Source organism: Terrabacter carboxydivorans (assembly GCF_039532035.1).
GTDB classification, from domain to species: domain Bacteria; phylum Actinomycetota; class Actinomycetes; order Actinomycetales; family Dermatophilaceae; genus Terrabacter; species Terrabacter carboxydivorans.
In genome coordinates, this window is record NZ_BAAARE010000001.1 from 304,235 (window position 1) to 326,064 (window position 21,830).

Sequence of the window (21,830 nt, forward strand, 5' to 3'; positions counted from 1 at the left end):
CCGCGCTGGGCCGTTTGACGGTGTGCGTTGGTCGGGCGTTCTCATCCTGCTGGTTCCAACATACGATCGCGTCTGATGGTTGTCCGCCCGGCGGCACACGAGCTCTTCAGTCAGGACTGTCACTTAGCAGTCTCTTGATCTGAATGTGCCCCAAGCGCTCCAAGCACAGGCGCCCGAACGCAGTAATCCGGTAGATCGACTCGTCACGCTTGCGCAGCACCGGATCACGTTGTCCCGTCCGCGCTCGCGCCGCCACCCGGTCCTCCTCGTCCATCTTGGCCACTAGAGCCTGGCGCTCCAGAACCGCTAGGACAGGACCTGAAAGGTCGTCGGAGGTCAAGAACTGCCTAGGCGTGGCCTCAGGTCCGACCAAGAACTCGTGCACTCGATATGCCGATGCGCCGGCAGTCCTCACCTTCTCCAGCATGGCCAGCACGCGCACATGTACTGGATCAAGCTCCGCCAGGGCCTTGATGATGATCAACTCACTGTTGACACGGGTTCCATCCGCGAAACCGTTCGCCAGACACGTTGCCAGCGCCCTGATCTTGTCCTCTTCAACTGCGTTCGCGCCCGCTTGCACTGCGCTCTTGAAGAGAGAGGCCGCTGCGGGGTCACGGATCAGTTCCGCGACCAATGTCTCCGGATCCGAGCTGGCCTGCTCGGCGGCGATCTGGACGACGGCAGCCCCATTCGCCCTTTGCGCGCCGACGATCTCATCCCAAGCGCGCCCGACCAGCTCGATCGTTCCAGGAGTGATGGCCGCACCAATGATGCCACCGACCGGACCTCCAAGTATGGCGCCCACCCCAGCGCCTGCGGCACTGCCGACGACTTCAACGGCTTTCGAACGCCGGTCACTGCGGGTCATGGCTGAAGGCTGCCACATCGCGGCGGATAGACGCATGTGACTGAAGCCTGGGTCTCGCGGGCATCCCCCTGCGGTGCCCTACTTGCCGCCAGTCATGTGTCTCAGGATGGCGCAGGTGTCGTACCCGTCTATGACCATGTAGTGCCGGATGTTTCGGAAATCAGAGGCCAGGCTGCGCAGCATGCCAACTACCTCAGGTTTGATCACGTGACAGTGCTGCAGCACTAAGACCTCAGCGGGCGTGGCGGATAGGCGCTGGAGTTGGTCGCCGTTCTTCCCAAGCATCCCGATTGTCATGGGGCGCGAGAAGCGGCCCCCGGCGGGGCCTTTTAGCAAGAAGGCGGCGTCGTAGGATTTGCCGCGGACCCTCAGCCGTGTGGTCCAAAGGTCGCTCTGCTCCCCGCCCCAGTCCTTCGGGATGACGGGCTCTCCTAGGACCTGAGCCAACGTCCGCTTGACCTGGATTTCGGGGATGGTCCTCATGAATTGCAGGGCGTCATCGCGATCTACGTCGGTGAAGTTGACTCCGTGAAACTGCTCGACGTCCATTGGTGATATCCGCTGCCCGTCATCCGCTCGGTCCAAGCCATCGGACCATCCGGCACCTTCACTCAGAAGTCGGGTGGCGATTGCGACCGGTCGCAGCTCGATGCGCTCCGAAGTGACGCTGGCCACCTGCGCTAGTACGAACTGGGTCCTGACACCGGACAGTTCATGGTTTGACGTGGTCGATGTCAGTCGGATGGGGTCGAAGCTTCCCCAGACAACCCGCTTCCCTCCGTCCGTTTCCAACTGTCCGTGAAAAGTGCTGCGCACGTCCGGATCGCCAGCATTCCTCCTGCGCCTTTCGGAGGCGACCGCGCTCCAATGGAAGGGCAGCTCGCACCAGACCAGGACTCCGGGGCGGCACTGCGCTGTCGCGATGGCGACGTCTAGAGCGAGAACTGAGTGGTGCCGCATCCACGATTCGAGTTCTCGTGTGTAGGACAGGTGGTCACCTGCCATGAGCCTCTTTCGCGCTTGACGGACCAGCCGAGAGCGCGCAGCGTCGTCAAAAAGTGCGTCGAGCATGTCCGCATGAAGAAACCAGGCGTACAGCGACTCGCTTTGACCGTATCGGTGTCCGACCAGCATGCAAGAAGTGTCCCTGATCGAGCCGACATCACCATCACCTGATTTGCCTGCCGAGGCATCTTGCCGCCGGGCCATCCAATGTTTGGGCATCAAAGGCGGATCCTTCAAGCGGACCGGGTCGGGTCCCGGTGATGGCCGGGGAGCGCTGGGCCCATCGAGGCCGCCACGCGCGCACAGAGGCCGAGTCGAGTTCCGCTCGGTGCGCGGGGTGCCGTGTTCTGAGTGAGGCGTCAGTGCTAGGCGCGCCGGAATCAGTCTTCGTCAACGATGTCGGTCGCCCTACCTAGACTGGCGAAACCAACGATGAGTCACATAGGAGTCGCCGTGCAGCTGACCAAGATTCGCGTCCGGAAGTTCCGGAACATCATCGACAGTGGCGAGATCGCCATCGATGAGAAGGTCACCTGTCTCGTTGGCATGAACGAGTCGGGAAAGACGGCGGTCCTGTCAGCCTTGCACCGGCTCAACCCTGTCGATGGCGACTCCTTCGTTGAACAGCGCGACTATCCGCGATGGCTTCTCTCCAGAGACCGGCGGGCGCAGACTATCGACAAGACCGCTCCAATCGAGGCAACGTTCACCCTGGACGAAGGCGACCGCGTGGCCCTCGAGGCGGCGCTGGGACCCAACGTCATCACGACACCCACGATCACGGTGTCTCGCCGCTACAACGACGACTCCCTCGTCTGGTCGGTGGCGGCCGATGAGCGGCGCGCCGTGGAGAACCTCCTGCACCAGATCGATATTCGGAAAAAGACCGTCGACCGCTTCAAGTCCGTCGAGGATCTCGACGGACTCGAGGAGGTCTGCGCTGAGTTGGTCGGGGACCCGAGCGACACCCAGGCCGACAAGACCGCGGAGGAAGTGGCCAACATCCGTGCCGAGCTGAAGGGCCTTACTGGAGCCACGACTTGGCTGGTCGCCGTGAAGGTACTCGCCCCGCGGCTACCAAGGTTCTTCTACTTCTCCGACTACTCCAGCCTCGAGGGACGGATTGACGTCGCTGCACTCGCGGCCGCTGACGAGCAGGCCGCCTCGTCCGCCGACCAGACCGCCCGCGCCTTGCTGCAGCTTGCGAGCACGACACCCGCGGCGCTGTCAGAGGACGACTACGAGGACCGCAAGGCTGAACTCGAAGCCGTCGGTCACGAGCTGACCGGCCAAGTTTTCGAGTATTGGAAGCAGAACACCAACCTGCGCGTGCAGTTCGATATCGATCGCAAGATCGAAAACGTCTCTCCGCACCAACAGACCGTCACCAGGACCTACTTGGACATCAGGGTCGAGGACACCCGGCATGCCTTCACGAACAACTTTGGCCAGCGTTCGTCGGGCTTCCGTTGGTTCTTCTCCTTCCTAGCTGCGTTCACCGAGTTCGAGAGCCGCATGGAGCCGGTCGTCGTCCTCCTCGACGAGCCGGGCCTCACGCTCCATGCCCGAGCGCAGGGTGACTTGTTGCGCTTCATCAACGAACGCCTAGCGACGGCTGTGCAGGTCATCTACACGACGCACAGCCCGTTCCTAGTCGAGACCGACAAGATTGACCGCGTCAGGATCGTCGAGGACGGTGGCCCTGAGACGGGGGCGCTGGTGACGAGGGAAGCGCTGACGGTGGGGGAAAGCAGCGTCTTTCCCCTTCAGGCGGCGCTCGGATATGACATCGCCCAGCATCTCTTCATCGGCCGAACCAATCTTCTCGTCGAGGGCCCGAGCGACTTCATCTTCCTCGACGCTCTAAGCCGACTCTTGGCAGATCGTGGCCGTACGTCCCTTTCCGAGCGTTGGCGTGTGATCCCTGCCGGCGGTGCATCGAACATCCCGGCATTCGTTGCGCTGATGGGCCGAAACCTGGAGGTGACGGTCCTCATTGACTCGGGCACCGAAGGCGCCGGGAGGCTCGAAAAAGCCGTCGATGCTAGCCGGCTCAGGCGTGACAGGATCGTGCAAGTCAACGAGATCACTGGTCGCCGACACTCCGACATCGAGGATCTCTTTGCGGTCGACGACTACCTGGCTCTGTTCAACAGAGCGTTCGCAAGCTCCTTCACGGCGAGCGAACTCAGTTACGGCGACCGACTCATCAAACGGTTGACGGATGCCTATGGTGCCTTCGATCACTACAAGCCAGCAGACGCGTTACTGCGAAATCCCGAACTCCTCGACGGACTGAGCGAAGAGTCGCTCGCTAACTTTGAGAAGCTGATCGAGCGGATCAACGGAACCGACTCCTAAGCTTGCACCTCAGGCGGTGGGATGGCGCCCATAGTGGGCGATATGGGGCGCCCACCCCGGGCGGAAGCACTCGCGTCCGTCGGCACGTCGCTGAAGGGGCCGCCCGAGGCCATTCGCCTCTTGCTGCGTCTCCGCAAGGCTCTCTGCAGTCGCTGTTCTTGCTCATTCATCGCCGTCGTCGAGGATCTCGCCGGTTTCGAGGTCGACGACTTCGGGGGTGAGGTGTCCGGTGTCGACGAGGTGCAGTCGCAGGGTCTCGCTGGGGTCTGGGCGCGTGAGCTTGACGAGGGCTTCGTCGTGAGCGAACGTGGTGTGGCGTTGCTGGACGGCCCCCTCGGCGCTGTGGCGGTTGTGGCGGCCGCGGGCTGGCCAGTCGCTGTGGCCTTCCTCGCAGTGGTCCTTCAGGCGGCTCCGGAGTCGTTCGGTGAAGGCGGGTAGCGAGTAGCGGTGCCATTCCTCGAGGGCGTCGCTGGTGAACCCGAGGCCGGCGCTGCGGCGCTGGTCGGCCAGGACGGCGATCTCGTGGACGAGGTCCGGGTGCTGGGGCCAGCAGGGCGGGATGATGCCGACGACGTCCCAGACGTACTCGGCGTTGAGCCAGGCGACGACCTGGTCGAGCCAGGTCCAGAGTTCGCGCCGCAGCTGCGGTTCCCGGATGCTGGTGGGGTCCCAGGGTCGGGGCAGCATCCGCAGGTTACCGAGGGCCTTCTTCTGCTCGGCGGTGCCGTTGGCGGCGAGGTGCAGCTCGCGGTAGCAGTGCGTCAGTCCCCGGCCTGGCTCGGGGAAGGGGCGGACCATGGGGGTCGGCGGGAACTGGGGCTCGGAGGTGATGCTCATCGCCGCACCGTGAACTGCGGCGTGACGTTCGGACCGTCTGTGGTGTCGCTGGACAGGCCGTGCCGTCGCGCTTCGACCAGCGCAGCGGTGGAGCGGGCTTGCGGGGTGACCACCAGCCGGCGCTCCTCCCCCAGCTGGGCTCTTGCTGCGGCCTGTTCGGCGACGAGTTGCCGACCGGTGCGTCCGTCGATGCACCGGCGCAGGGCGGCGATGATCGGTTTGCCGTTCTCGGCGACGACGAGGGCGTGCCGTTCCTTGAGCTGGCGGACCTCGGCGCCGGTGAGGATGGGGATGTCCTCTCCGACGACGTTCCGGCCGCCGCGGTGCCCGCTCTGCCAGCTGGTGCGGGCGACCCGAACAGGCCCGAGGAGGTCGCTGATCTCCTGGTTGAAGGCGACGTCCTTGGAGCCGCCGAAGAGGATGAGGGTGTTGGTCAGCCCGAGTAGTGTCCGGGCTTCCTGGTCGCCGAAGATCGCGGTGAGCTGGGGCCGGGTCTGTGCGGCCCAGATGAAGGAGATCCCGAGGGCGCGTTCGTTGGCCATCCGGGTGCGCAGTGTGGGCAGCGGTGCGGTGGAGGGGAGCTCGTCGAGGCAGGCGAGCATCGGTGGGCAGAGCCTGCCCCAGCGTGACTGGTTCGCGGCTGCGAGGGCTGTGTCGAGGACGTGCTCGGCGACGGCTGTCATCAGCGGTGACGCGCTGGCGTAGGGGTCTTCTCGTCCGAGCAGGTAGATCGTGCCGCGCCGCGCAATGACGTCGGCGATATCGGTGGCGGGCCGGCTGGGCCCGGGGACGCAGCGGCGCCGGATCGGCTCCTGGAAGAACAGGCTCATGGTCTGTTGCACGGTCGTGATCGTGTTGCCGGCGGTCCGGTCGTCGCCGCGGAGCGCCCCGAACAGCAGCCCGTGCCAGAAGGGTGCCGCGTGCGGGTGCTCACGGAGGATCTCCGTCGGGTCGGTGGCGCTGAGCGGGTTCGCGACCCAGCGCAGCACGTCCTGCAGGGTGCGGCCGGTCAACGCGGCGGCGTGGAAGTAGGCCTGCAGGACCTTGGCGGCCTCGGCCGCGTAGAACCGGGCGGCGTCGTCACCGTGCCCACCAGCGACGGCGCCCTTGACGCTGCCGGCGGTGAACGCCTTCGCTCGCCGCTCGGCCAGCATCGGGTCGACGCACCCGTCGATCGGGTCCCAGACCAGCTCGGGCAACCCGGACGCGGCACCGAACGGGTCGAGCACGACACACGGCCGATCGTCGGCGGAGCGGGCCGTCAGGCTCAGCAGCAGGTCGTCGAGCTTCGTCAACGTCACCAGCGCCGCGCCGGGCGCCTGCAGTAGCGCGGGGATCAGCGCGTCGAGGGTCTTGCCGCTGCCCTGGGGGCCGATGACGCCGGCGGTGCGGTCCCACGGCACCCACAGGTCCCCGCCGCGGGGCTGGGACGAGGTGCCGAGCCGCCATCCCACGTCGGTCGGCTCGAACCGCGCCCGAGACCTGGTCGTCTCTGTCGGCGTCATGATCGGTCCTTGCCGTAGAGGTCGGGGCGGATGATGTCCCGGACGCGGTGCAGCCGCCGGCGGCCGAGCAGCGTCTGCGCCTCGGCCTTGCTGGCCATCCCGTGGACGCGGTGCGGTCCCCACCGCAGCCACAGCGCCTTCCCGGCCCAGCACAGCGCCACCAGGATCATCAGCTCAGTTCCGATCACCCAGGTCCGTACCGCGGCCGGGGACGCCCGGCCCGCTACGCCCGACGGTAGCCCGGTGCCGGCGTCTCCGGCCAGGATCCCGGGCACGCTGGTGAGCAAGGCGTCTCTCGGCGGGAAGGAGAGACCGCCGCCGGCGGCGAGGTTCGCGCCGGCCCGGCCGGCCTGCACCCCGAGCACGAGCAGAACCAGCACCGTGACGGCCAGCATCAGCGGGATCTCCCACGTGAACGGGTAGGGGTTCGAGCGTCGTGACTGCTGCATGAGGGCCTCCTTCACCGACCAAAGCCTCGGACACCGGCGTGGGCGTTCACCGCCACCGCCCATCCTGCGGTGCGGGCCGGTGTGCGGACCGGTGCGCGGGTTTCTCTTGGAGGCGTTGGTGGCGCCACAACCACGCCGCCGGGTCCTGCCCGCCGTTGCTGCCGTCGAGGGTGGGCTGCGCCCACCCGCGAGCCCGAACGACGCTGTGCCAGTGGAACGCCGGGTCGGAAGGGTCGAGCTCCCGCGGGGCGGGCCTCGGCCTCGGCACGAGCCCCATCAACACCCTCCGAGGCAGCATCCCAGGCGGCATCCGGTCCGATGCCGGAGGACAGCTCCCGCGGCGCTGGCTGGGAGGGATCGTCGGCCGATTCGGCGGGGATGTTGCTCATCCGGATCACCTGAATCATCGGAGTCACCTGAATCACCGGGTCACGGTCGGCTGGTCGGCCATGTTGCCGACGCGCCAGATCTCGAAGATGTGGTGGCTCGGCCCGGCGGCGTAGGAGAAGTGCCCGACCCCGAGGGACCTCGACCGGGCCTCGATGGTCGTCCGGGTCGCGGGGTCCCACACCAGCATCACGTGCCCGATGCGTGACGGGCCGAGGTAGGAGTCCCAGAAGATGAGGTCGCCGGGCCGCTCCGTCCCGGGCTGGACGCGGAAGCCGTTGCCCTTGGCCAGCCAGGCCCGCTGCGCGCCGGCGGTGCGGGGCATGCTGATCCCGATCCGGGCGAAGGCGGTCTGTACGAGGGAGGAGCAGTCCCACGCGTCCGGACCGTTTGCGCCCATGACGTACGCGTCGCCGGTCTGGCTGCCGGCCCACTGGAGGAGCTGCCGTACTCGGTCGCTGGTCAGCGGCGGCAGGGCGGGGTCCCCGCCGCCGTCGTTGTTGGCGGGGGCGTCGCATCCGGTCGGGTCTCCGAGGACGATGCCGCCGCCGTACGCGTGGGCGTAGTGCAGGACGTCGTTGACATACCAGCTGGCGTGGTTGTACGCGTACAGGGCCTTGGCGACGCCGTCGGGTCCGTCGGTGACGCCGGAGCGCACGAGGTAGTTCGCGGCGGAGGTGATGCTGTCGGCGTCGTTGCGGATGTCGACGAGACCGTTGCGGTCGCCGTCGACACCGACCGCCGCGAACGTGGCCGGCAGGAACTGCATGAGGCCTTGGGCGCCGGCGCTCGAGGTGGCGGTAGTGCGGCCGTGTCCGGTCTCCTCCATGCCGATGCCGGCGAGCAGCGTCCACGGGATCGCGTACCTCGCGGCCGCAGCCTGGTAGAGCGCCTTCACCTTGGCGGGTATCGGCAGGGGCGGGTTGCGCAGCGAGGCCTGCCGCGGGTTGCCGGGCGCGGGAAGCTCGAACCCGATCCCACCCTCCATCACCGTGTCAACGGAGTCTCCCGCTCCCCCCGTCGCCGCGCCGTCGCCTGCCCCTATTCCTCCGGCGGCGGCTGCTGATGTGACGGTCGTGCCGACTGTGACGGCTTGGCCGTTGAGGGGTGCGCCATGCACGAGCATCCACGGGACGGGGTCGGTCGCGACGCCTGCGACGAGGATCTCGAGGTGCAGGTGGTTGCCGGTGCTGGTTCCGGTGCTGCCCTCGACCCCGAGCCGCTCCCCCGCCGTGACGGGCCGCCCCTGCCGGACGTCGATCCGGGCGAGGTGGGCATACCGGCTGGTGACGCCGCCGGCGTGCTCGACGTCGACGTAGTTGCCGTAGCCGTTGCGGGAGACCCCCGCGAAGGCGACACGTCCGGGGCCGATCGCGACGACCGGTCCCGGCCCGGGCTGGGAGACGAGGTCCTGCCCGGAGTGCTGTTCCCAGCGCAGGTGGATGGGGTGGAACTCGCGGCCGAACCCGCGCCGGCTGACGGTGTAGGGCTGGGTGAACGGTGGCCGCCACTCCCCCGTCGCTGGGATGCCGGTGCCACAGGCGACGGTCCGCAGCTGCTCTCCCGCTGCGGGGCCGGCGACCGCCATCACCAGCAGCGCGGCCGCGATGGGGATGCAGGCCAGCAGGAGCAGCGGCAGCAGGATCACGGCAATCTTCCTCATTGCCAGTGCCTTTCAGCCGGCTACTTCGAGGGCTTGGTTTGTGAACGTGAGTTTCCGTTCGACGGGGTGCAGGACGGTGGCGACTTTGTAGTGCTGGTCGCCGACGCACCACAGGGCGCGGCCCTTGCCCTGCATGGCCCAACCGGTGACGAGGTCCCGGGCGATCGGGCCGAGGCCGAGCATCGTCTCGAGCTCGGCCGCGACGGCCCGGTCCTGCCCGTGCAGGATCTTGATGTCGGCCAGGTGCAGCAGGTCCTTGGCGATCGCGACGGCCTGCGAGCCGCTGTCGCCGGCGGAGAGCAGGTCCGAGGGTTTGTGGGCGATCGCGAACTGGACGTCGCCGTCGCGGCGGGACAGGCGCAGGTCCGCGTCGAAGCTCTTGACGGCCTCCGGGCCGAGCCGTAGCTGCTTCCACGACTCGTCGCGGACCACGACCCGCACGTCCCCGGGCGCGGCGAGCTCCCGCATCCCGCGGCCCCACGAGTTGAGGCACGTCAGCGCGATCCCGACGGCCTCGTCGCCGAGCGGTTCGAGCCGGGACAGGCTCAGCGACTGGATGGGGGCGGCCCAGTCGACGTCGATGCTCGTGTGGTCATCGAAGAGGCCGGCCAGTGCCCCGGAGACGAGCTGACCGAGCGCGTCCCGTAGCATCCGGGTGTCGTCGAGGAAGTGGCGTTCGTCGGCGTACCGGCACTGCGCGACGAGCTCGCTGGTCGGGGCGTCGAGCAGGCGCCACAGGTGCGGGATGGTCGTCTCCCGCATCCGGGTGTTGCCGTGGGCGTAACCGGTCAGGTGCGCCAGGGCGGCCTTGACGACGACCTCGTCGGTGGGCCCGAACGGCACCCGCCGTTCGCCGATGCGTTGGGAGCCGACGAGGCCCCGGACGAGGGTCAGCCAGCGGGCGAAGACGATCGCCGCGCGGCCTTGGGCCCGCTCCGGGCTGAGCTGGTCCCAGCCGGTGATCAGCGGACCAAACGCGAGCGGGTTGATCCGAGCCGGCAGGCCGTGCCCGATCGCGAATGGTTCCACGCCGAGGAACCGGCAGAGCGGCTCGTACTCGTCCTTCGGGTCGCCGAGCACGAGGACCCGGTAGCCGAAGTCCATCATCCGCAGGCAGAACGCCTTGGTCGTTGCGGACTTGCCGCGGCCGGGTTTGCCGAGGCTGAAGATGTTGGGGTTGGTCACCGGGACCGTGTCGTCGAGGACCCAGCCGAGCGGGTCGGCGTAGAACGATCCACCGGAGAGCAGGTCGATCCCCATCTGCGCCCCGGTCGGCGGCAGGCCGGGGGTGGAGATGAACGGCCAGAGCACCGGGGCCTGCTCGGAGGTCATCCGCCACGTCGAGACCGGCGCCCCCCCCGACGCCCACCCGCGCCCGGGTCGGCGGGCCCCGCGCCGCGGTACGTGCCGGAACAGCCGCACCTCCTTCGGCCCATGCAGGGCGGGTGGGGCGGAGGGCAGCTCGTGCCCGAAGTCCGACAGGAGGCGGGACATGTCCCGCCCGTCGCCTCTCCGGCCGCGCCGCTTGCTCACGTCAGTGGGCTTCATGTCGCGCGCTTTCATGTCAGTCGGCCCCCCTTCAGTCGGCTCGTCGGGTGAGGCTGACCCCGAGCGGGACGGTCGACGCGGCGAACGCGACGTCCTGGGCGAGGTCGAGGCGTAGCGGGGCGAACCCGGCCCGCCGCACGGACGCGTCCAAGTCGCGCCCGAACGCGGAGACGCGGGCGGTCTTGGGGACGGTGACGGTGACGACGGCATACGGGCGGGTGAGGCTGTTGCCGCGGGCCAGCTTCGCGTCGAGGCGACGCACTTTCTCGCTCTCGTCGCTCGCCTTGGCCCGCTTCTTGACCTTCGCCCGGTGCCGCAGCTCGTCGCCGATGTCAGCGGCCCACTCGCTCGTGGCGCTCTGCCGGTTCGCGACCGACGGGGTCAGGATCGGGTAGCAGACCATGAAGGAGCGCCGCTCCCCCGGCGCGGCCGGGGTCAGCGCGGGCGCGAGGGCTCCCATCGCGGCGCCCCGGACGGGCAGCTTCACCGTGGAGGAGATCGAGTTCCACGCGTCGTGGCTGTAGTGCCGCACGGCCGGGTCCGCCCCGGAAGGCCCGGCCATCGCCCACGGCACGTCCGCATTGATCCCCGGGTTGGTCGCTGGGTTGCTCTGAGACGTGGCGGTGGCTTCGGCGGTGGTGTTGGGGTTGGTGCCGGTGTCGCGGCCGGCGAGGGCGTCGATGATCCCGGCCCGGTCGCCGGGCGCGAAGCCGGTGCGGCAGGCCAGCGCTAGCTCTGGGCTGGTGAGCCAGGCGACGCTGGTCATCCCCATCCCGCCGCGCAGTTGCGCCTCGAGCTCGTCGGCGAGGCTGTAGAGCACTCGGGCGCGGCCGTCGAGGCCGCCTCCGGACTCCTTGGCCTCGCGGGCGAGCCGGCCCTCGGGGACGACGAAGGTGACGAACGCCTCGGTGCGGACGCTGGCCCGGGTGAGGTTCGCCTGCAGCTCGTCGTTGACCTGCCGCGAGGCCTGGGGTCCGGTGGCGCGGCGGTGCCGGGCGATCCACTGGTCGCGTTCGGCGCCGTCCTCCGGGACGGTCCGGACCAGGAACACGACCGCGTCGATCAGCTCGGTCCGGGCTGAGAGGTCGAGCAGCTCCCCCAGCCCGGCGCCGAGGCGTTCGCGCTGGTCGAGCTCGGCCAGGCCGATGCCGGGGTGGATCACCGACGCGGTCAGCGCCCACGTCCGGCAGCGGTGGTCCTGGATGATCGCGGTCCGAGTGGACATGGCGCCGCGCGGGGGGCCGTCGTGGATCCGGACGCCGTGTAGAACCCCGGGCAGGTCCGGCTCTTCGAGCGAGTCGGCCTCTCCTGTGGAGGCTTTCGACCGGAACCGGGTCCAGCCGGCGAGGCCCCCGACGGCGAACGACAGGGAGGCGAGGATCCACCCGGTGGCGGACCGTCCGCGTACCGGTGTCACCGTGACCAGCACAATGAACGCCCAAAGCAGCGTGAAGAGGGCCACCGAGGTCCACGCCGTCTGCTGCATCGCCCAGGCGACCGGCAGGAAGGACAGGGCAACCGTGGCCAGCTGCCACCCGGACAGGCCGAAGAACCACCCGATCCGGGCCCGGGAGTAGTCGGAGTAGATGACTCCCATGATGTTTCCTCTCCTATGCCGGGACGGCGGGCACAGCGCCCGCGGCAGCCGCTCCGCCAGCGCCCGCAGCGCCGGCCCCACCAGCAGCACCCGCAGCACCCGCAGCACCAGCCGGTATGCCGCCGTCCCCGCCGCCGGATATCCCGGTCCCACCGGGGCCGGTCCCCGACGGTGTGCGGGGCATCGATGGCATGTTCGGGAACGAGGGCTGCCCTCCGCTGTCCGTGCCGCCACTGCCGTCGGTCCCGTTGCCGTCGGCGCCGTTGATCTCCGGGTTGTCGTCGTCACGTCGCTGGTTGCGCTGCTGGTGGTTGCGTCGGTCGGTGCTGAAGTCCGGGACGTAGCTGGAGTCCCCGACGCCCATCTGGTTGGTCAGGTCCGCGCCCATCGCCACTCCCCTGGCGCCGACGGTCGCGACCAGACCCAGACCTGCCGCGGCGAGACCGCCGAACCGGCTACTGGTGGAGGTCTCGCCGGCGCCCTCGGCCTGGGAGCGTCCGTGCTGATCCGTGCTCGAGGCCGCCGCGGACGTGGAGTCCCCCGGGCCGTTCTTGCCGGCGAGGACTCCGCTCAGACCGCCCTGGGCGGCCATCCCGGCGCGGAGCGCGGCGCCGGAGGAGGTGCCCGGGTCGGTGAACGCGAGCAGCTTGAACAAGGCGAGCGGGCTCGCGCAGCCGATGCAGATGAGGATGACGCCAGGCACGGCGGTGCCGATGGCCTTCTGCAGGTCGTCCGTCATCCCGGTGGCGACCCCGGAGGTCATCTGCACGCCCACCCCGAGGACGAGGACCATCAGGACCGGGGTGAACGCGGCGGCGTGGAACCAGCGGAAGCTCTTCCAGAACCAGCTGCGCCCGAAGTCGGAGGACAGGCCCGCGGCGCAGATCGGCGTCGTCGCGGCCAGGACCATGAGCGCCCCGGCGCGGGTCAGCAGGACGAGCAGGTGCCCGATGGCGGCGAAGACCAGCACGATCCCCATCAGCCCCAGCACGGTGGCAACAGTGCCGTCGGAGATGTCCACGACGTCGATCGGGCTGCCGAGCGGGCTGAACTGCGCCCAGCTGTCGACGTGCAGCAGCGTGGCCATGAGGGCTTTGGTCAGGCCGCCGCACGCGGCCAGGACCGCGATGCCGTAGCCGATCCAGGCGACCCACACGAGCAGGAACTGGCCGGTGCCGACGAGCACCTGCCCCACGGAGCGGCCGTCTCGGCGGAAGGCGGCGATCCCGAGCTGTGCCACCGTGAGGATGAGCATGAGGGTCAGCCCGATCCAGAACGTCACCCGGTAGAGCGACCCGGCCGGGCCGCCCTCGCTTAGGTCCGGGGTGGTGAAGTCGTCGACGATGCCCAGGACGAGCTTGAGGAGCCACAATCCGGCGTTCCACAGGCCGAGCATCGCGGCCGTCCAGCCGTCGGCGATGACCTTGCCGGCGGCCGACGCGAGATAGGAGAACGGGTCGAGCATGGTCAGGACCCCGCGCTTCCGGCAGCCGCTCCGGCAGCCCGTGCAGCCCCAGTGGCCGCATCGGGTGCAGCACCGGCGTCGGGTGCGGGGGCGGAGTCGACCCAGGTCCGCCACCCTGCCCGGATGGCCACGTCGGTGCCCGGCCACGTCGACGGCGCCGGGGCGGGGCTCGGTCCGGAAGCGATCATCCACCGGCCCGCCGCTCCCGCCCGATCCCCCGCTCCACCGGCGCCGTCGGCGCCTCTGCGATCGGTCCCGTCGGTCCATCGCAGGCGTTCGCAGTGGCCGTAGGCGATCCGCGCGTCGGTCGTGATGACGGCCTGCACGTCGAGCAGGACGCAGGCGAGCACCCAGTCGTCGCCGTCGACGCCCTTGACCATCCCGGCGACCGGGGTGACGGTGACCGTCACGGCGGGGTCCTTGCTCTGCCCTTGTCCGGCGGCGGCGAGGAAGGCCTGGACGTTCTGGGTGAGCGGCCAGTCGGCCACCTCGACGGCCCCGGTTCGGGTCCATCGGTGGTGGACGTCGTTGACCTGCGGGATGGACATGCCCTGCAGGACAGTGGATTCGATCGCGGCGAGCTGGGCCACCGCCCCCGCCGAGGTCTGCGGGAAGCCGGTCGGGACGCCCGCCGGACCGGGCCGCGTCGCCGCCGGCACGAGCATCGTCGGGGCGGGGTGGGCCGAGGGGACACCTTGACGGGCGATGTCCGGGTCGACCTTGAGCATGGGTGCGGCGGCGATGCTGTCGCGGTACGCCTGACCTCTCACGGCGCCGGCTGGCACGTCGTGGCCGGCCTCGCCGAGGTTCTCGGTTGGGCTCGTTCCCGCGGTGGCTGCTGGAGCTGACGATGAGGCTGCGGAGGGGCCGAGGGAACCGAGCGCGTAGTAGACCGCCAAGCCCAAACCGACCAAGAAGACCAGCGCAGCCAGCACACCGCCCGCGAGAACAGTCAGCAGGCGTCGCCGGTCCCACCCAGTGCCCGCGATGACCCGGTTGGAGTGGCCGAGCCGAACATCGGATCGAACGGCAGGTCGGATGGCGGGTCGCATCAGACGCACCCGTTGCCGGTCATGGCGCTGACGATCCCCGGGAGGATGAGGTAGCCGATGACGGCCACGAACACCATCGCAAGGCCGACCACGCCGGCCTTACTCGCGTGCGGCATGCCGAAGATGCGGCCCCCGACGACGGCGCCAATGCCGACGACAATCCCGAGGGTGAAGAGGATCCCGACGCCCCACAACACGTAGCCCATGAGCTGGTCGGCATAGACCTGGGCGCCCGGCGGGGCCACCGGGCACACCTTGTGCGGCAAGGCCGCATACGCCGCCGAAGCGTTCTGGAGGGTGGCGTTCATGATGGGACGTCCTTCTCGTAGGTGTCGGCCCGGGCGAGCCAGAGCAAGGTGGCCGCCGCGCTGAGCAGCGCCGGCGGAAGGGGCTGAGAGTCGAGTCCTCGAGCGGCCAGCCCCGCGTCGGGCGGGACCTCGACGAGCCGGCCGCACCGGTCCAGCTCTCGCGTCCGCGAGCCCACAGACGCGGCGACCCCGCGCGGCCACCGCGCGCGCCTGGGCCCGACCACCCCAGCGACCACGTCCGCCACCTCGTGGTCATCGAGCAGGGCGAGCGCCCCCTCGAGGCGGCGCAGGCCAGGCACGGACGCCGAGGTCACGGCGATGACCGTCGGCGCGCCGCGCACCTGCTCGGCCAGCCAGGACGACCCAGCCAGCAACTGACTCAGCTCCCACGAGACGTCAAGGACGCTGAGACCCACCGGCTGTGTCGGCGCGGTCGGCAGTGGCACGTCCTGCGGGCCGGTCACATTCGCGGTGATGCGCTCGAGCAGGACCCGGTCGCGGCGGCCCTGCGACCAGCTGCTGGTGTGGCCGAGCTCCGCGGAGGCTGCCGCCGCCAGGCCTGAGGCGGTGGCAGTGGCGTACTCGATGACCCGCGCATCTCCGGCGGCAGTCGCCACTGCGAGCGCAACGGTGGTAGCGCCGGCGCCGCCGTGGCACCCGATGACCGGCAGGACCGGCTCAACCGGCTCCCACCCAACATCGGGCGTCGACGTGCCAGCGATTGAGGGGGTCACGCGGCGAGGCTCGCTTCCTTGGCGGAACTGGCCGGACTGAACTGCCAGCCACGCCCTCCTCAGCTCGTCCGTGCTCACCGCCCGACGCGTGCCGGCAGTGGTGGTCACGACGCTCCTCCATCGAACGCCCTGCGGCGCGCGTCGAGGGCCTCGCGCAGGGCTGCGGAGTCGAGCCGTGACAGCGCCACCTTGGCGCGCTGCACCTCGTGCAGCCGCTCCACACACGCAGCGAGCTCGTCGATCGTCGCCACCTCCGTGCCGGCGAGGTCCATCAGGCGCTCGGCGTCTCTCGGGTCTGTCTCGGTTTCCGTTTCTCGCACGGTCATTGTCATCACCTCGCCGCCTAAAGCCCGCCCGCGCAGGCAGGCGGTCACCGGTCACGCCGGCACCTTCGCGGCCGTGACGCCACGAGCGTCCCGCAGGGCTCGGACGGCGCGGCTGGTGCGCCGGCGCACCGTGATGGCGGCGACTCCCCGCCGCTCGGCGACCTCGGCGGAGACGCGGTTGCCGAGCAGCCCCGCGTGGCCACGCCCCGACCTCACGGTCTGCTGCCGGTCAGCGGTCTGCGCGACATCCACCAGCAGGGACCGGTCCTCGACGGTGATGACGCCGCCGGCGCATGCCCAGTCCAGAAGCTCGGAAAGTTCCTCCTCCCCCGAGGTCTCTGAGGGCTCGGCGGCCTCGGCGGGCTCCGCCGGCATGGCCTCCCAGATCCTCTCGGACGGCGCGACCGGGATGGTCCGCGCCCACGTCGGGTCCGCCGCCGCCCCAACACCGAGGTCCCGCATGACCGCCTTGCGGGCATTCATCAAGATGTTCGCCGCGACCCGGTGCCCCCGCTGCCACCGGAAGGTCCGCGCCTCCATCCACAACGCGGCCGCCAGCATCTGGTCGATCCGCGGGGACAGGGTGAACATCCGCGAAGCCAACAAACTCACCCCGGGAAGCAGCACCCACGCCAGTGCCCCAGTCGCGGCGACGTCGTCCCCGCCCTCGGGCGAGGACAGCTCCGCCAACGTCAACAGCACCGCGTCGGCGTCATCGCGTTCGGCCTGCCGCAACCACGCCGGCAGCTCCAGCAGGTCATCCACCACACCGAGCACGGGGTGGGCCAACACCCAGCCGGGCCACCGGGACCGAGCCACCATCAGGACATCACTCTCCGGGTCACCCAGACCCAGCTGCGTCGCGACACTCATCATGAGCTCCTTCCGCCGTGTAGACACGGCAGGAAGGTCGCTCTCAGACGTCCCCGGGAACGTCACCCGATTTGTCGATCCGCAGAGGGGGACGTTCCACCGGCAACGGGGGTACAACGTCCTGACCTGCGACGATGCGACGTACCCCAAGAATCTGAAGATCTCTGGCAACGGCGATCGGTATGAGCCCCTCGTCCGCGGCGACACCTGGGCCACTCGGCCCGGCTCAGGTCCACGCCAGTCTCTGGATGCTCGACATCTCAGGCGTCAACGTGCCGATCGTCAACCGGCTCGTGGACGCGGCGGTGGAAGCCGTGCAGGCCGGGGCGAAGTCCCTCGTCCGCTGCCACATGGGCCTCAACCGCTCGGCCCTCGTCGCCATCCTCGTCGCCATCCTCGCTGCGGTCGAGTTGACGGGCGAGGACCCGGCCAAGCGGGTGCGCCAGCCTCGGCGCGACCGCTCCGAGGACGTCCTCTACAACGAGACGTTCGAGCGTTACGTGCTGGACCGCTAGAGCGTGTCTGTTAACGCTTGGCGCGGTGGGTCAGGACGATGAGTCCGAGGAGGACTCCGCCGAGGTAGGTGACCGCGTACTTGTCGTAGCGGGTGGCCAGTCCGCGCCACTGCTTGAACCGGTTGAAGGACCGTTCGACGGCGTTGCGCAGCGTGTACATCTCGCGGTCGAACCCGGGTGGCCGTCCGCCCTGGGAGCCCTTGGCCTTGCGGCGGGCGATCTGGTCGGTGCGTTCAGGGATGGTGTGCTTGATCTTCCTGCGCCGCAGGTACGTCCGGGTGCTCGGGTGCGAGTAGGCCTTGTCGGCCAGCAGCCGGAAGTCCAGGTCGTACCCGGTCTCAGCGAGGGCCTCGATGAGCGGGGCGAGCATCGGGTTGTCGCCCGCCTGGCCGGGGGTGAGCAGCGCCAGCACCGGGGTACAGGTCGGGTCCGACAGGGCGTGGACCTTCGTGGTCAGGCCGCCGCGGGAACGGCCCAGCGCATGGTCAGGCGGCTCCCCGGGCACGACCCGAGATTTCCTGTAATTCGATCCTGCCCCCTGTGTCCTGCGTGTCGTCGCTGGTGACCGAGTCCCGACGGGCACCAGCGGCATGCTGGTGCGCGCGCACGATGGTGGAGTCGATCGACAGGATCGCCTCCACGTCATCCCCACCGAGCCCGGCCTGCTCGCGCACCGCAGCGAACATCCGCTCATACGTGCCGTCCGTGGACCACAGCCGATGCCGTTGCCACACAGACTGATACGGACCGAACGCGTCGGGCAGGTCACGCCACGGCGAGCCCGTCCGAAACCGCCAGATGATGCCCTCCAACGTCGTGCGGTGGTCGTTCCAAGGGCGCCCGGGACGACCGACGTCCTGCGGCATCACCGACTCGAGGACTTCCCACAACTCATCACTGATCACACCGTCGCGAAGCATGAGGGCCACAATTCCCAACCCCACCCCAGATGGTTAGCAGACACGCCCTGGACCGGCCACGGACGCCCCATGCCCCCCGCTCCCAGGCGTTCGTGGGCCGACACTGGCAGCGGTCGGCTACTCCGAGTCCCTGTCGAGAGTCCAGGTGAAGACAACCTCGCCGCGCCGACACTCCCGATCTCGGAACTTCCGGGTCCACAGCGGCTCAACATTCTGAGGAACCAGACGCAGAGCTACGTCGTAGAACTGGTCGTCTGTCAGGAACTCGCCGTCGGGAAGGGTCATGGAGACCCAACCCTCTTCCATGTACTCGTCGCCTTCCACGAGCACATCGATGCACAGCACCTGCTTGCCCCCGTCGTCCCAGGTCTCGAATTCTTCCTTGCCCGGGTTCGCCCGCGCCCGTTCCAGAAGTTCTGCAGCCGTGGGGACTGTCCTACGAACGGTGTTTCTGGCCCAACGCGCCGACGCAGTCGGCGAGGAAGGCTGGTCACCGATGACCACGACACACTCGAGCATGAGCTCGATGCCAAAGGATGCGAAGAAGACCGCCAAGCCGGGTGAGGCGGAACGGGCCGCGGTGCGGGAGCTGGTCAAGGCCGCCCGCGCCCGCGGGGAGGAGCTGACCGGCCCGGACGGGCTGTTGAAGATGATCACGGCCACGGTGCTGCAGTCCGCTCTGGAGGAGGAGATGACCGAGCACCTCGGCCACGAGAAACACCACCCCACCGTCGATCCGGGCAGGAACGTCCGCAACGGCACCCGACCCAAGACGGTCCTGACCGACGCCGCCGGGGAAGTTCAGATCGAGGTCCCACGGGACCGGGCGGGGACGTTCGAGCCGGTGATCGTGGCCAAGCGGCAGCGGCGCCTGACCGATGTCGACGCGATCGCGATCTCGCTGTACGCCAAGGGTTTGACCACCGGAGAGATCTCCGCGCACTTCAACGAGATCTACGGTGCGAGCATCTCCAAAGACACCGTCTCCCGGATCACGGACAAGGTTGTCGAGGAGATGCAGGGGTGGGCCTCACGGCCGTTGCAGGGCGTGTACGCGGCGATCTTCATCGACGCCATCTACGTCAAAGTCAGGGACGGGCAGGTCGGCAACCAGCCGTTCTACGCCGCGATCGGCGTGGACTTGAACGGCCGGCGGGACGTGCTCGGGTTGTGGGCCGGCAAGGGCGGCGGGGAGTCGGCGAAGTTTTGGATGAACGTGCTCGCTGACCTGAAGAACCGCGGCGTGGGCGATGTGTTCTTCGTCGTCTGTGACGGTCTGAAGGGCCTGCCGGACAGCGTGAACGCGGTGTTCCCGCAGGCGATCGTGCAGGCGTGCGTGATCCACCTGATTAGGGCCACGCTGCGCTACGCCTCGCGCAAGTACTGGGACCAGCTCGCACGGGACCTGCGAGCGATCTACACCGCACCGTCCGTCGAGGCGTGCCTGGGCGGCGTTCGAGGAGCTCGAGGAGAAATGGGGCAAGCCCTACCCGGCGATCCCGAAGCTGTGGCGGGCGGCGTGGGAGGAGTTCACCCCGCTTCCTCGCGTACGACGTCGAGATCCGCCGGATCCTGTTCTCTACCAACGCCATCGAGTCTATGAACGCCCGTTACCGGCGGGCGGTCGGGGCCCGCGGGCACTTCCCGACCGAGCAGGCGGCTTGAGTTCAACCGGTCAACGCAACACCTCCTGATGAAGAGGTGCTGGTTATGGGTCGTCCCGCTCGTGCGTACGAGGTCCGTCGAAAGTTCTGGCGGGAGATGAGGACCGGGGTCGTTGTGGCCGAGGCGGCCTCGGTCGCCGGTGTGTCGAAGTCGGTGGCCTGGCGTTGGTTCCGCGAGGCTGGCGGGGTGATGCCTGATGCCACCGCACCCGTGTCCGCTGCTGTGCCACGATTGTCCTTCGCCGAGCGTGAGGAGATCAGCTGTCGCCACGCGGCCGGTGAAGGTGTGCGACAGATCGCGCGGGCACTGGGCCGTTCTGCCTCGACGATCAGTCGTGAGCTGTCGCGCGGTGTGGTTCGCCGCAAGAGCGGCTACCGGGCATCGGTGGCGCAGGCGGGCTCGGACCGGCGGGCCCGACGGCCAAGGGTGCGGCTGTTGGCGCGGCACGAGCGGTTGCGTGACCATGTCCAGCAGCAGCTGCTCCTCAAGCACAGCCCGGAGCAGATCAGCCACCGACTGGTGGCCGACTTCCCCGATGACCTGGAGATGCGCGTGTCCCACGAGACGCTCTATCAAGCGCTGTACGTGCAGGGCCGAGGCGGACTGCGCCGAGACCTTTCTCGATGCCTGCGCACCGGTCGGGCGTTACGTAAACCGCGCCGCCGCACCAGCGAACGGCGTGGCCGGATCGCCGACATGGTGAACATCAGCCAACGTCCACCCGAGGTTGAAGATCGGGCGGTCCCGGGCCATTGGGAGGGGGATCTGATCACCGGTGCGGAGAACAAGTCCGCGATCGGCACGTTGGTCGAGCGGGCGACCGGGTACGTCGCGTTGTTGCACCTGCCCGGGGCCCATGGTGCGGTCGAGGTCCAACAGGCGATGGTCGAGGTGATGAGCAACATGCCGGCAAGCCTGCGACGGACGTTGACGTGGGACCAAGGACGCGAAATGAGCAACCACGTTCAGATCGCGGCAGCGACCGACCTTGACATCTACTTCTGCGATCCTCACTCACCTTGGCAACGCGGAACGAATGAGAACACCAACGGCCTGCTGCGGCAGTACTTTCCGAAGGGCACGGACTTGTCCGGCTACCACCACGACTACCTCGACTTCGTCGCCCGTGAGCTCAACACTCGGCCGCGCAAACGGCTCGCTTGGCGCACACCCGCAGAAGCACTCGACCGGCTACTGTCACAATCAACAAACCCACCAGGTGTTGCGTTGACCGGCTGAATCCGCCCCGCGCTCAAGTGCCTGTACCTGGTCACCCGCGGGCTGGACCCCAAGGGCACCGGGCAGGCACGATGGACCATGCGGTGGAAGCCCGCCCTGAACGCTTTCGCTGTCACTTTCGCCGACCGCATGCCGGCCGCCGAGAACCTCTGAGAATCAGATGCCAGAAACACCGTTCGTCGGACACACCCAACGTCGCGGCCAGCTTCGTCAACGTGCCAAGACGCACGAGGTCGTCGGGGTGGTCGGCCTTGACGACGAACGTGCGTACGTTGACCTGCCAGTGCGTGCGGCTGATTCGGGAATGACGACGTGGAGCCGGGAGCCGTCAGGCAGGGTTGCATCGACCAACGGGCTGCTCAGATCGACCCGCGTCCGCCGCTCTTCAGCATGCGTTCGACAGGTCACGCACGTCGTCGGAGGTGAGGACGGTCGGGGTGAGTTCGGCGATCCCACCGCGTGCATCGAAGATCCTTGCCGGGCCTTCGATGCATGTTCCGGGCACGGACG

General features: G+C 68.8%; 18 protein-coding genes and 4 pseudogenes. 5 read left to right on the top strand and 17 right to left on the bottom strand.

Annotated features, from left to right (window positions below):
- Positions 1 to 106: 106 nt before the first annotated feature.
- Together ABD297_RS01450 and ABD297_RS01455 are read right to left on the bottom strand one after the other, a co-directional pair.
- Positions 107 to 871 carry a hypothetical protein gene (locus ABD297_RS01450; protein ID WP_344252339.1) on the bottom strand — a complete coding sequence of 255 codons (765 nt, stop codon included), beginning with the start codon at positions 869 to 871 and terminating at the stop codon, positions 107 to 109.
- Positions 872 to 949: 78 nt separating this feature from the next.
- Positions 950 to 2,005 carry a hypothetical protein gene (locus tag ABD297_RS01455; RefSeq protein WP_344252340.1) on the bottom strand — a complete coding sequence of 352 codons (1,056 nt, stop codon included), beginning with the start codon at positions 2,003 to 2,005 and terminating at the stop codon, positions 950 to 952.
- A gap of 324 nt (positions 2,006 to 2,329) precedes the next feature.
- On the opposite strand from ABD297_RS01455, the gene ABD297_RS01460 reads away from it, so the two are divergent.
- Positions 2,330 to 4,237, top strand: a complete 1,908-nt coding sequence (locus tag ABD297_RS01460) for an ATP-dependent nuclease (protein WP_344252341.1) — start codon at positions 2,330 to 2,332, stop codon at positions 4,235 to 4,237.
- A 162-nt stretch (positions 4,238 to 4,399) separates the two neighbouring features.
- Here the strand turns inward: ABD297_RS01460 and ABD297_RS01465 are convergent, their stop codons facing one another.
- The 12 genes from ABD297_RS01465 to ABD297_RS01520 form a co-directional block, all read right to left on the bottom strand.
- A complete protein-coding gene (locus ABD297_RS01465) occupies positions 4,400 to 5,074 on the bottom strand; it encodes a hypothetical protein (protein WP_344252342.1) in 675 nt (224 codons plus the stop codon).
- Positions 5,071 to 6,579 carry a type IV secretory system conjugative DNA transfer family protein gene (locus ABD297_RS01470; protein ID WP_344252343.1) on the bottom strand — a complete coding sequence of 503 codons (1,509 nt, stop codon included), beginning with the start codon at positions 6,577 to 6,579 and terminating at the stop codon, positions 5,071 to 5,073. Before ABD297_RS01470 ends, ABD297_RS01465 begins: the two co-directional genes overlap by 4 nt.
- On the bottom strand, positions 6,576 to 7,028 hold the full coding sequence (locus ABD297_RS01475; protein ID WP_344252344.1) for a hypothetical protein: 453 nt from the start codon (positions 7,026 to 7,028) through the stop codon (positions 6,576 to 6,578). The genes ABD297_RS01470 and ABD297_RS01475 overlap by 4 nt, the downstream gene beginning before the upstream one ends.
- Before the next feature lie 421 nt (positions 7,029 to 7,449).
- Positions 7,450 to 9,078, bottom strand: coding sequence for a peptidoglycan DD-metalloendopeptidase family protein (locus ABD297_RS01480; protein ID WP_344252345.1), 1,629 nt, complete (start codon positions 9,076 to 9,078; stop codon positions 7,450 to 7,452).
- A gap of 12 nt (positions 9,079 to 9,090) precedes the next feature.
- Positions 9,091 to 10,410, bottom strand: a complete 1,320-nt coding sequence (locus ABD297_RS01485) for an ATP-binding protein (protein ID WP_344252346.1) — start codon at positions 10,408 to 10,410, stop codon at positions 9,091 to 9,093.
- 247 nt (positions 10,411 to 10,657) lie between these two features.
- Positions 10,658 to 12,223: an SCO6880 family protein gene (locus tag ABD297_RS01490; protein WP_344252347.1), complete on the bottom strand. Its 1,566-nt coding sequence runs from the start codon at positions 12,221 to 12,223 to the stop codon at positions 10,658 to 10,660.
- Positions 12,224 to 12,236: 13 nt separating this feature from the next.
- Positions 12,237 to 13,688 (bottom strand): type IV secretion system protein, encoded by a 1,452-nt coding sequence (locus ABD297_RS01495; protein ID WP_344252348.1) that lies wholly within the window; start codon positions 13,686 to 13,688, stop codon positions 12,237 to 12,239.
- 2 nt (positions 13,689 to 13,690) lie between these two features.
- Positions 13,691 to 14,458: a hypothetical protein gene (locus tag ABD297_RS01500; RefSeq protein WP_344252349.1), complete on the bottom strand. Its 768-nt coding sequence runs from the start codon at positions 14,456 to 14,458 to the stop codon at positions 13,691 to 13,693.
- Positions 14,459 to 14,739: 281 nt separating this feature from the next.
- Positions 14,740 to 15,048, bottom strand: coding sequence for a hypothetical protein (locus ABD297_RS01505; RefSeq protein ID WP_344252350.1), 309 nt, complete (start codon positions 15,046 to 15,048; stop codon positions 14,740 to 14,742).
- Entirely contained in the window at positions 15,045 to 15,782 is a 738-nt protein-coding gene (locus tag ABD297_RS01510; protein ID WP_344252351.1) for a hypothetical protein, read from the bottom strand. Before ABD297_RS01510 ends, ABD297_RS01505 begins: the two co-directional genes overlap by 4 nt.
- A gap of 104 nt (positions 15,783 to 15,886) precedes the next feature.
- Positions 15,887 to 16,108 carry a hypothetical protein gene (locus ABD297_RS01515; RefSeq protein WP_344252352.1) on the bottom strand — a complete coding sequence of 74 codons (222 nt, stop codon included), beginning with the start codon at positions 16,106 to 16,108 and terminating at the stop codon, positions 15,887 to 15,889.
- A gap of 51 nt (positions 16,109 to 16,159) precedes the next feature.
- The gene (locus ABD297_RS01520; protein ID WP_344252353.1) at positions 16,160 to 16,981 is read right to left on the bottom strand and encodes a hypothetical protein; all 822 of its coding nucleotides are present in this window, start codon (positions 16,979 to 16,981) and stop codon (positions 16,160 to 16,162) included.
- A gap of 248 nt (positions 16,982 to 17,229) precedes the next feature.
- On the opposite strand from ABD297_RS01520, the gene ABD297_RS01525 reads away from it, so the two are divergent.
- Positions 17,230 to 17,496 carry a hypothetical protein gene (locus ABD297_RS01525; protein ID WP_344252354.1) on the top strand — a complete coding sequence of 89 codons (267 nt, stop codon included), beginning with the start codon at positions 17,230 to 17,232 and terminating at the stop codon, positions 17,494 to 17,496.
- 10 nt (positions 17,497 to 17,506) lie between these two features.
- Here ABD297_RS01525 and ABD297_RS01530 read toward each other — a convergent pair.
- A pseudogene (locus tag ABD297_RS01530) lies at positions 17,507 to 18,416 on the bottom strand (IS5 family transposase).
- Positions 18,417 to 18,533: 117 nt separating this feature from the next.
- Positions 18,534 to 18,935, bottom strand: a complete 402-nt coding sequence (locus ABD297_RS01535) for a hypothetical protein (RefSeq protein WP_344252356.1) — start codon at positions 18,933 to 18,935, stop codon at positions 18,534 to 18,536.
- A gap of 7 nt (positions 18,936 to 18,942) precedes the next feature.
- Between ABD297_RS01535 and ABD297_RS01540 the strand changes: the two are divergent.
- The 3 genes and pseudogenes from ABD297_RS01540 to ABD297_RS01550 form a co-directional block, all read left to right on the top strand.
- Positions 18,943 to 20,078 (top strand): annotated as a pseudogene (locus ABD297_RS01540) (IS256 family transposase); the annotation flags it as partial.
- Between the two features lie 48 nt (positions 20,079 to 20,126).
- Positions 20,127 to 21,320, top strand: a complete 1,194-nt coding sequence (locus tag ABD297_RS01545) for an IS30 family transposase (RefSeq protein ID WP_344252282.1) — start codon at positions 20,127 to 20,129, stop codon at positions 21,318 to 21,320.
- Between the two features lie 9 nt (positions 21,321 to 21,329).
- A pseudogene (locus ABD297_RS01550) lies at positions 21,330 to 21,473 on the top strand (IS256 family transposase); the annotation flags it as partial.
- A 43-nt stretch (positions 21,474 to 21,516) separates the two neighbouring features.
- On the opposite strand, the pseudogene ABD297_RS01555 reads toward ABD297_RS01550, so the two are convergent.
- Positions 21,517 to 21,810: pseudogene (locus tag ABD297_RS01555) on the bottom strand (CpaF family protein); the annotation flags it as partial.
- Positions 21,811 to 21,830: the final 20 nt, after the last annotated feature.

Excerpts from the sequence above, each read along its gene's own strand:
- ABD297_RS01450 (WP_344252339.1), bottom strand. The coding sequence starts at position 871 with ATGACCCGCAGTGACCGGCGTTCGAAAGCCGTTGAAGTCGTCGGCAGT.
- ABD297_RS01455 (WP_344252340.1), bottom strand. The coding sequence starts at position 2,005 with ATGCTGGTCGGACACCGATACGGTCAAAGCGAGTCGCTGTACGCCTGG.
- ABD297_RS01465 (WP_344252342.1), bottom strand. The coding sequence starts at position 5,074 with ATGAGCATCACCTCCGAGCCCCAGTTCCCGCCGACCCCCATGGTCCGC.
- ABD297_RS01470 (WP_344252343.1), bottom strand. The coding sequence starts at position 6,579 with ATGACGCCGACAGAGACGACCAGGTCTCGGGCGCGGTTCGAGCCGACC.
- ABD297_RS01475 (WP_344252344.1), bottom strand. The coding sequence starts at position 7,028 with ATGCAGCAGTCACGACGCTCGAACCCCTACCCGTTCACGTGGGAGATC.
- ABD297_RS01480 (WP_344252345.1), bottom strand. The coding sequence starts at position 9,078 with ATGAGGAAGATTGCCGTGATCCTGCTGCCGCTGCTCCTGCTGGCCTGC.
- ABD297_RS01485 (WP_344252346.1), bottom strand. The coding sequence starts at position 10,410 with ATGACCTCCGAGCAGGCCCCGGTGCTCTGGCCGTTCATCTCCACCCCC.
- ABD297_RS01490 (WP_344252347.1), bottom strand. The coding sequence starts at position 12,223 with ATGGGAGTCATCTACTCCGACTACTCCCGGGCCCGGATCGGGTGGTTC.
- ABD297_RS01495 (WP_344252348.1), bottom strand. The coding sequence starts at position 13,688 with ATGCTCGACCCGTTCTCCTATCTCGCGTCGGCCGCCGGCAAGGTCATC.
- ABD297_RS01505 (WP_344252350.1), bottom strand. The coding sequence starts at position 15,048 with ATGAACGCCACCCTCCAGAACGCTTCGGCGGCGTATGCGGCCTTGCCG.
- ABD297_RS01515 (WP_344252352.1), bottom strand. The coding sequence starts at position 16,108 with ATGACCGTGCGAGAAACGGAAACCGAGACAGACCCGAGAGACGCCGAG.
- ABD297_RS01520 (WP_344252353.1), bottom strand. The coding sequence starts at position 16,981 with ATGAGTGTCGCGACGCAGCTGGGTCTGGGTGACCCGGAGAGTGATGTC.
- ABD297_RS01525 (WP_344252354.1), top strand. The coding sequence starts at position 17,230 with ATGCTCGACATCTCAGGCGTCAACGTGCCGATCGTCAACCGGCTCGTG.
- ABD297_RS01535 (WP_344252356.1), bottom strand. The coding sequence starts at position 18,935 with ATGCTCGAGTGTGTCGTGGTCATCGGTGACCAGCCTTCCTCGCCGACT.
- ABD297_RS01545 (WP_344252282.1), top strand. The coding sequence starts at position 20,127 with ATGGGTCGTCCCGCTCGTGCGTACGAGGTCCGTCGAAAGTTCTGGCGG.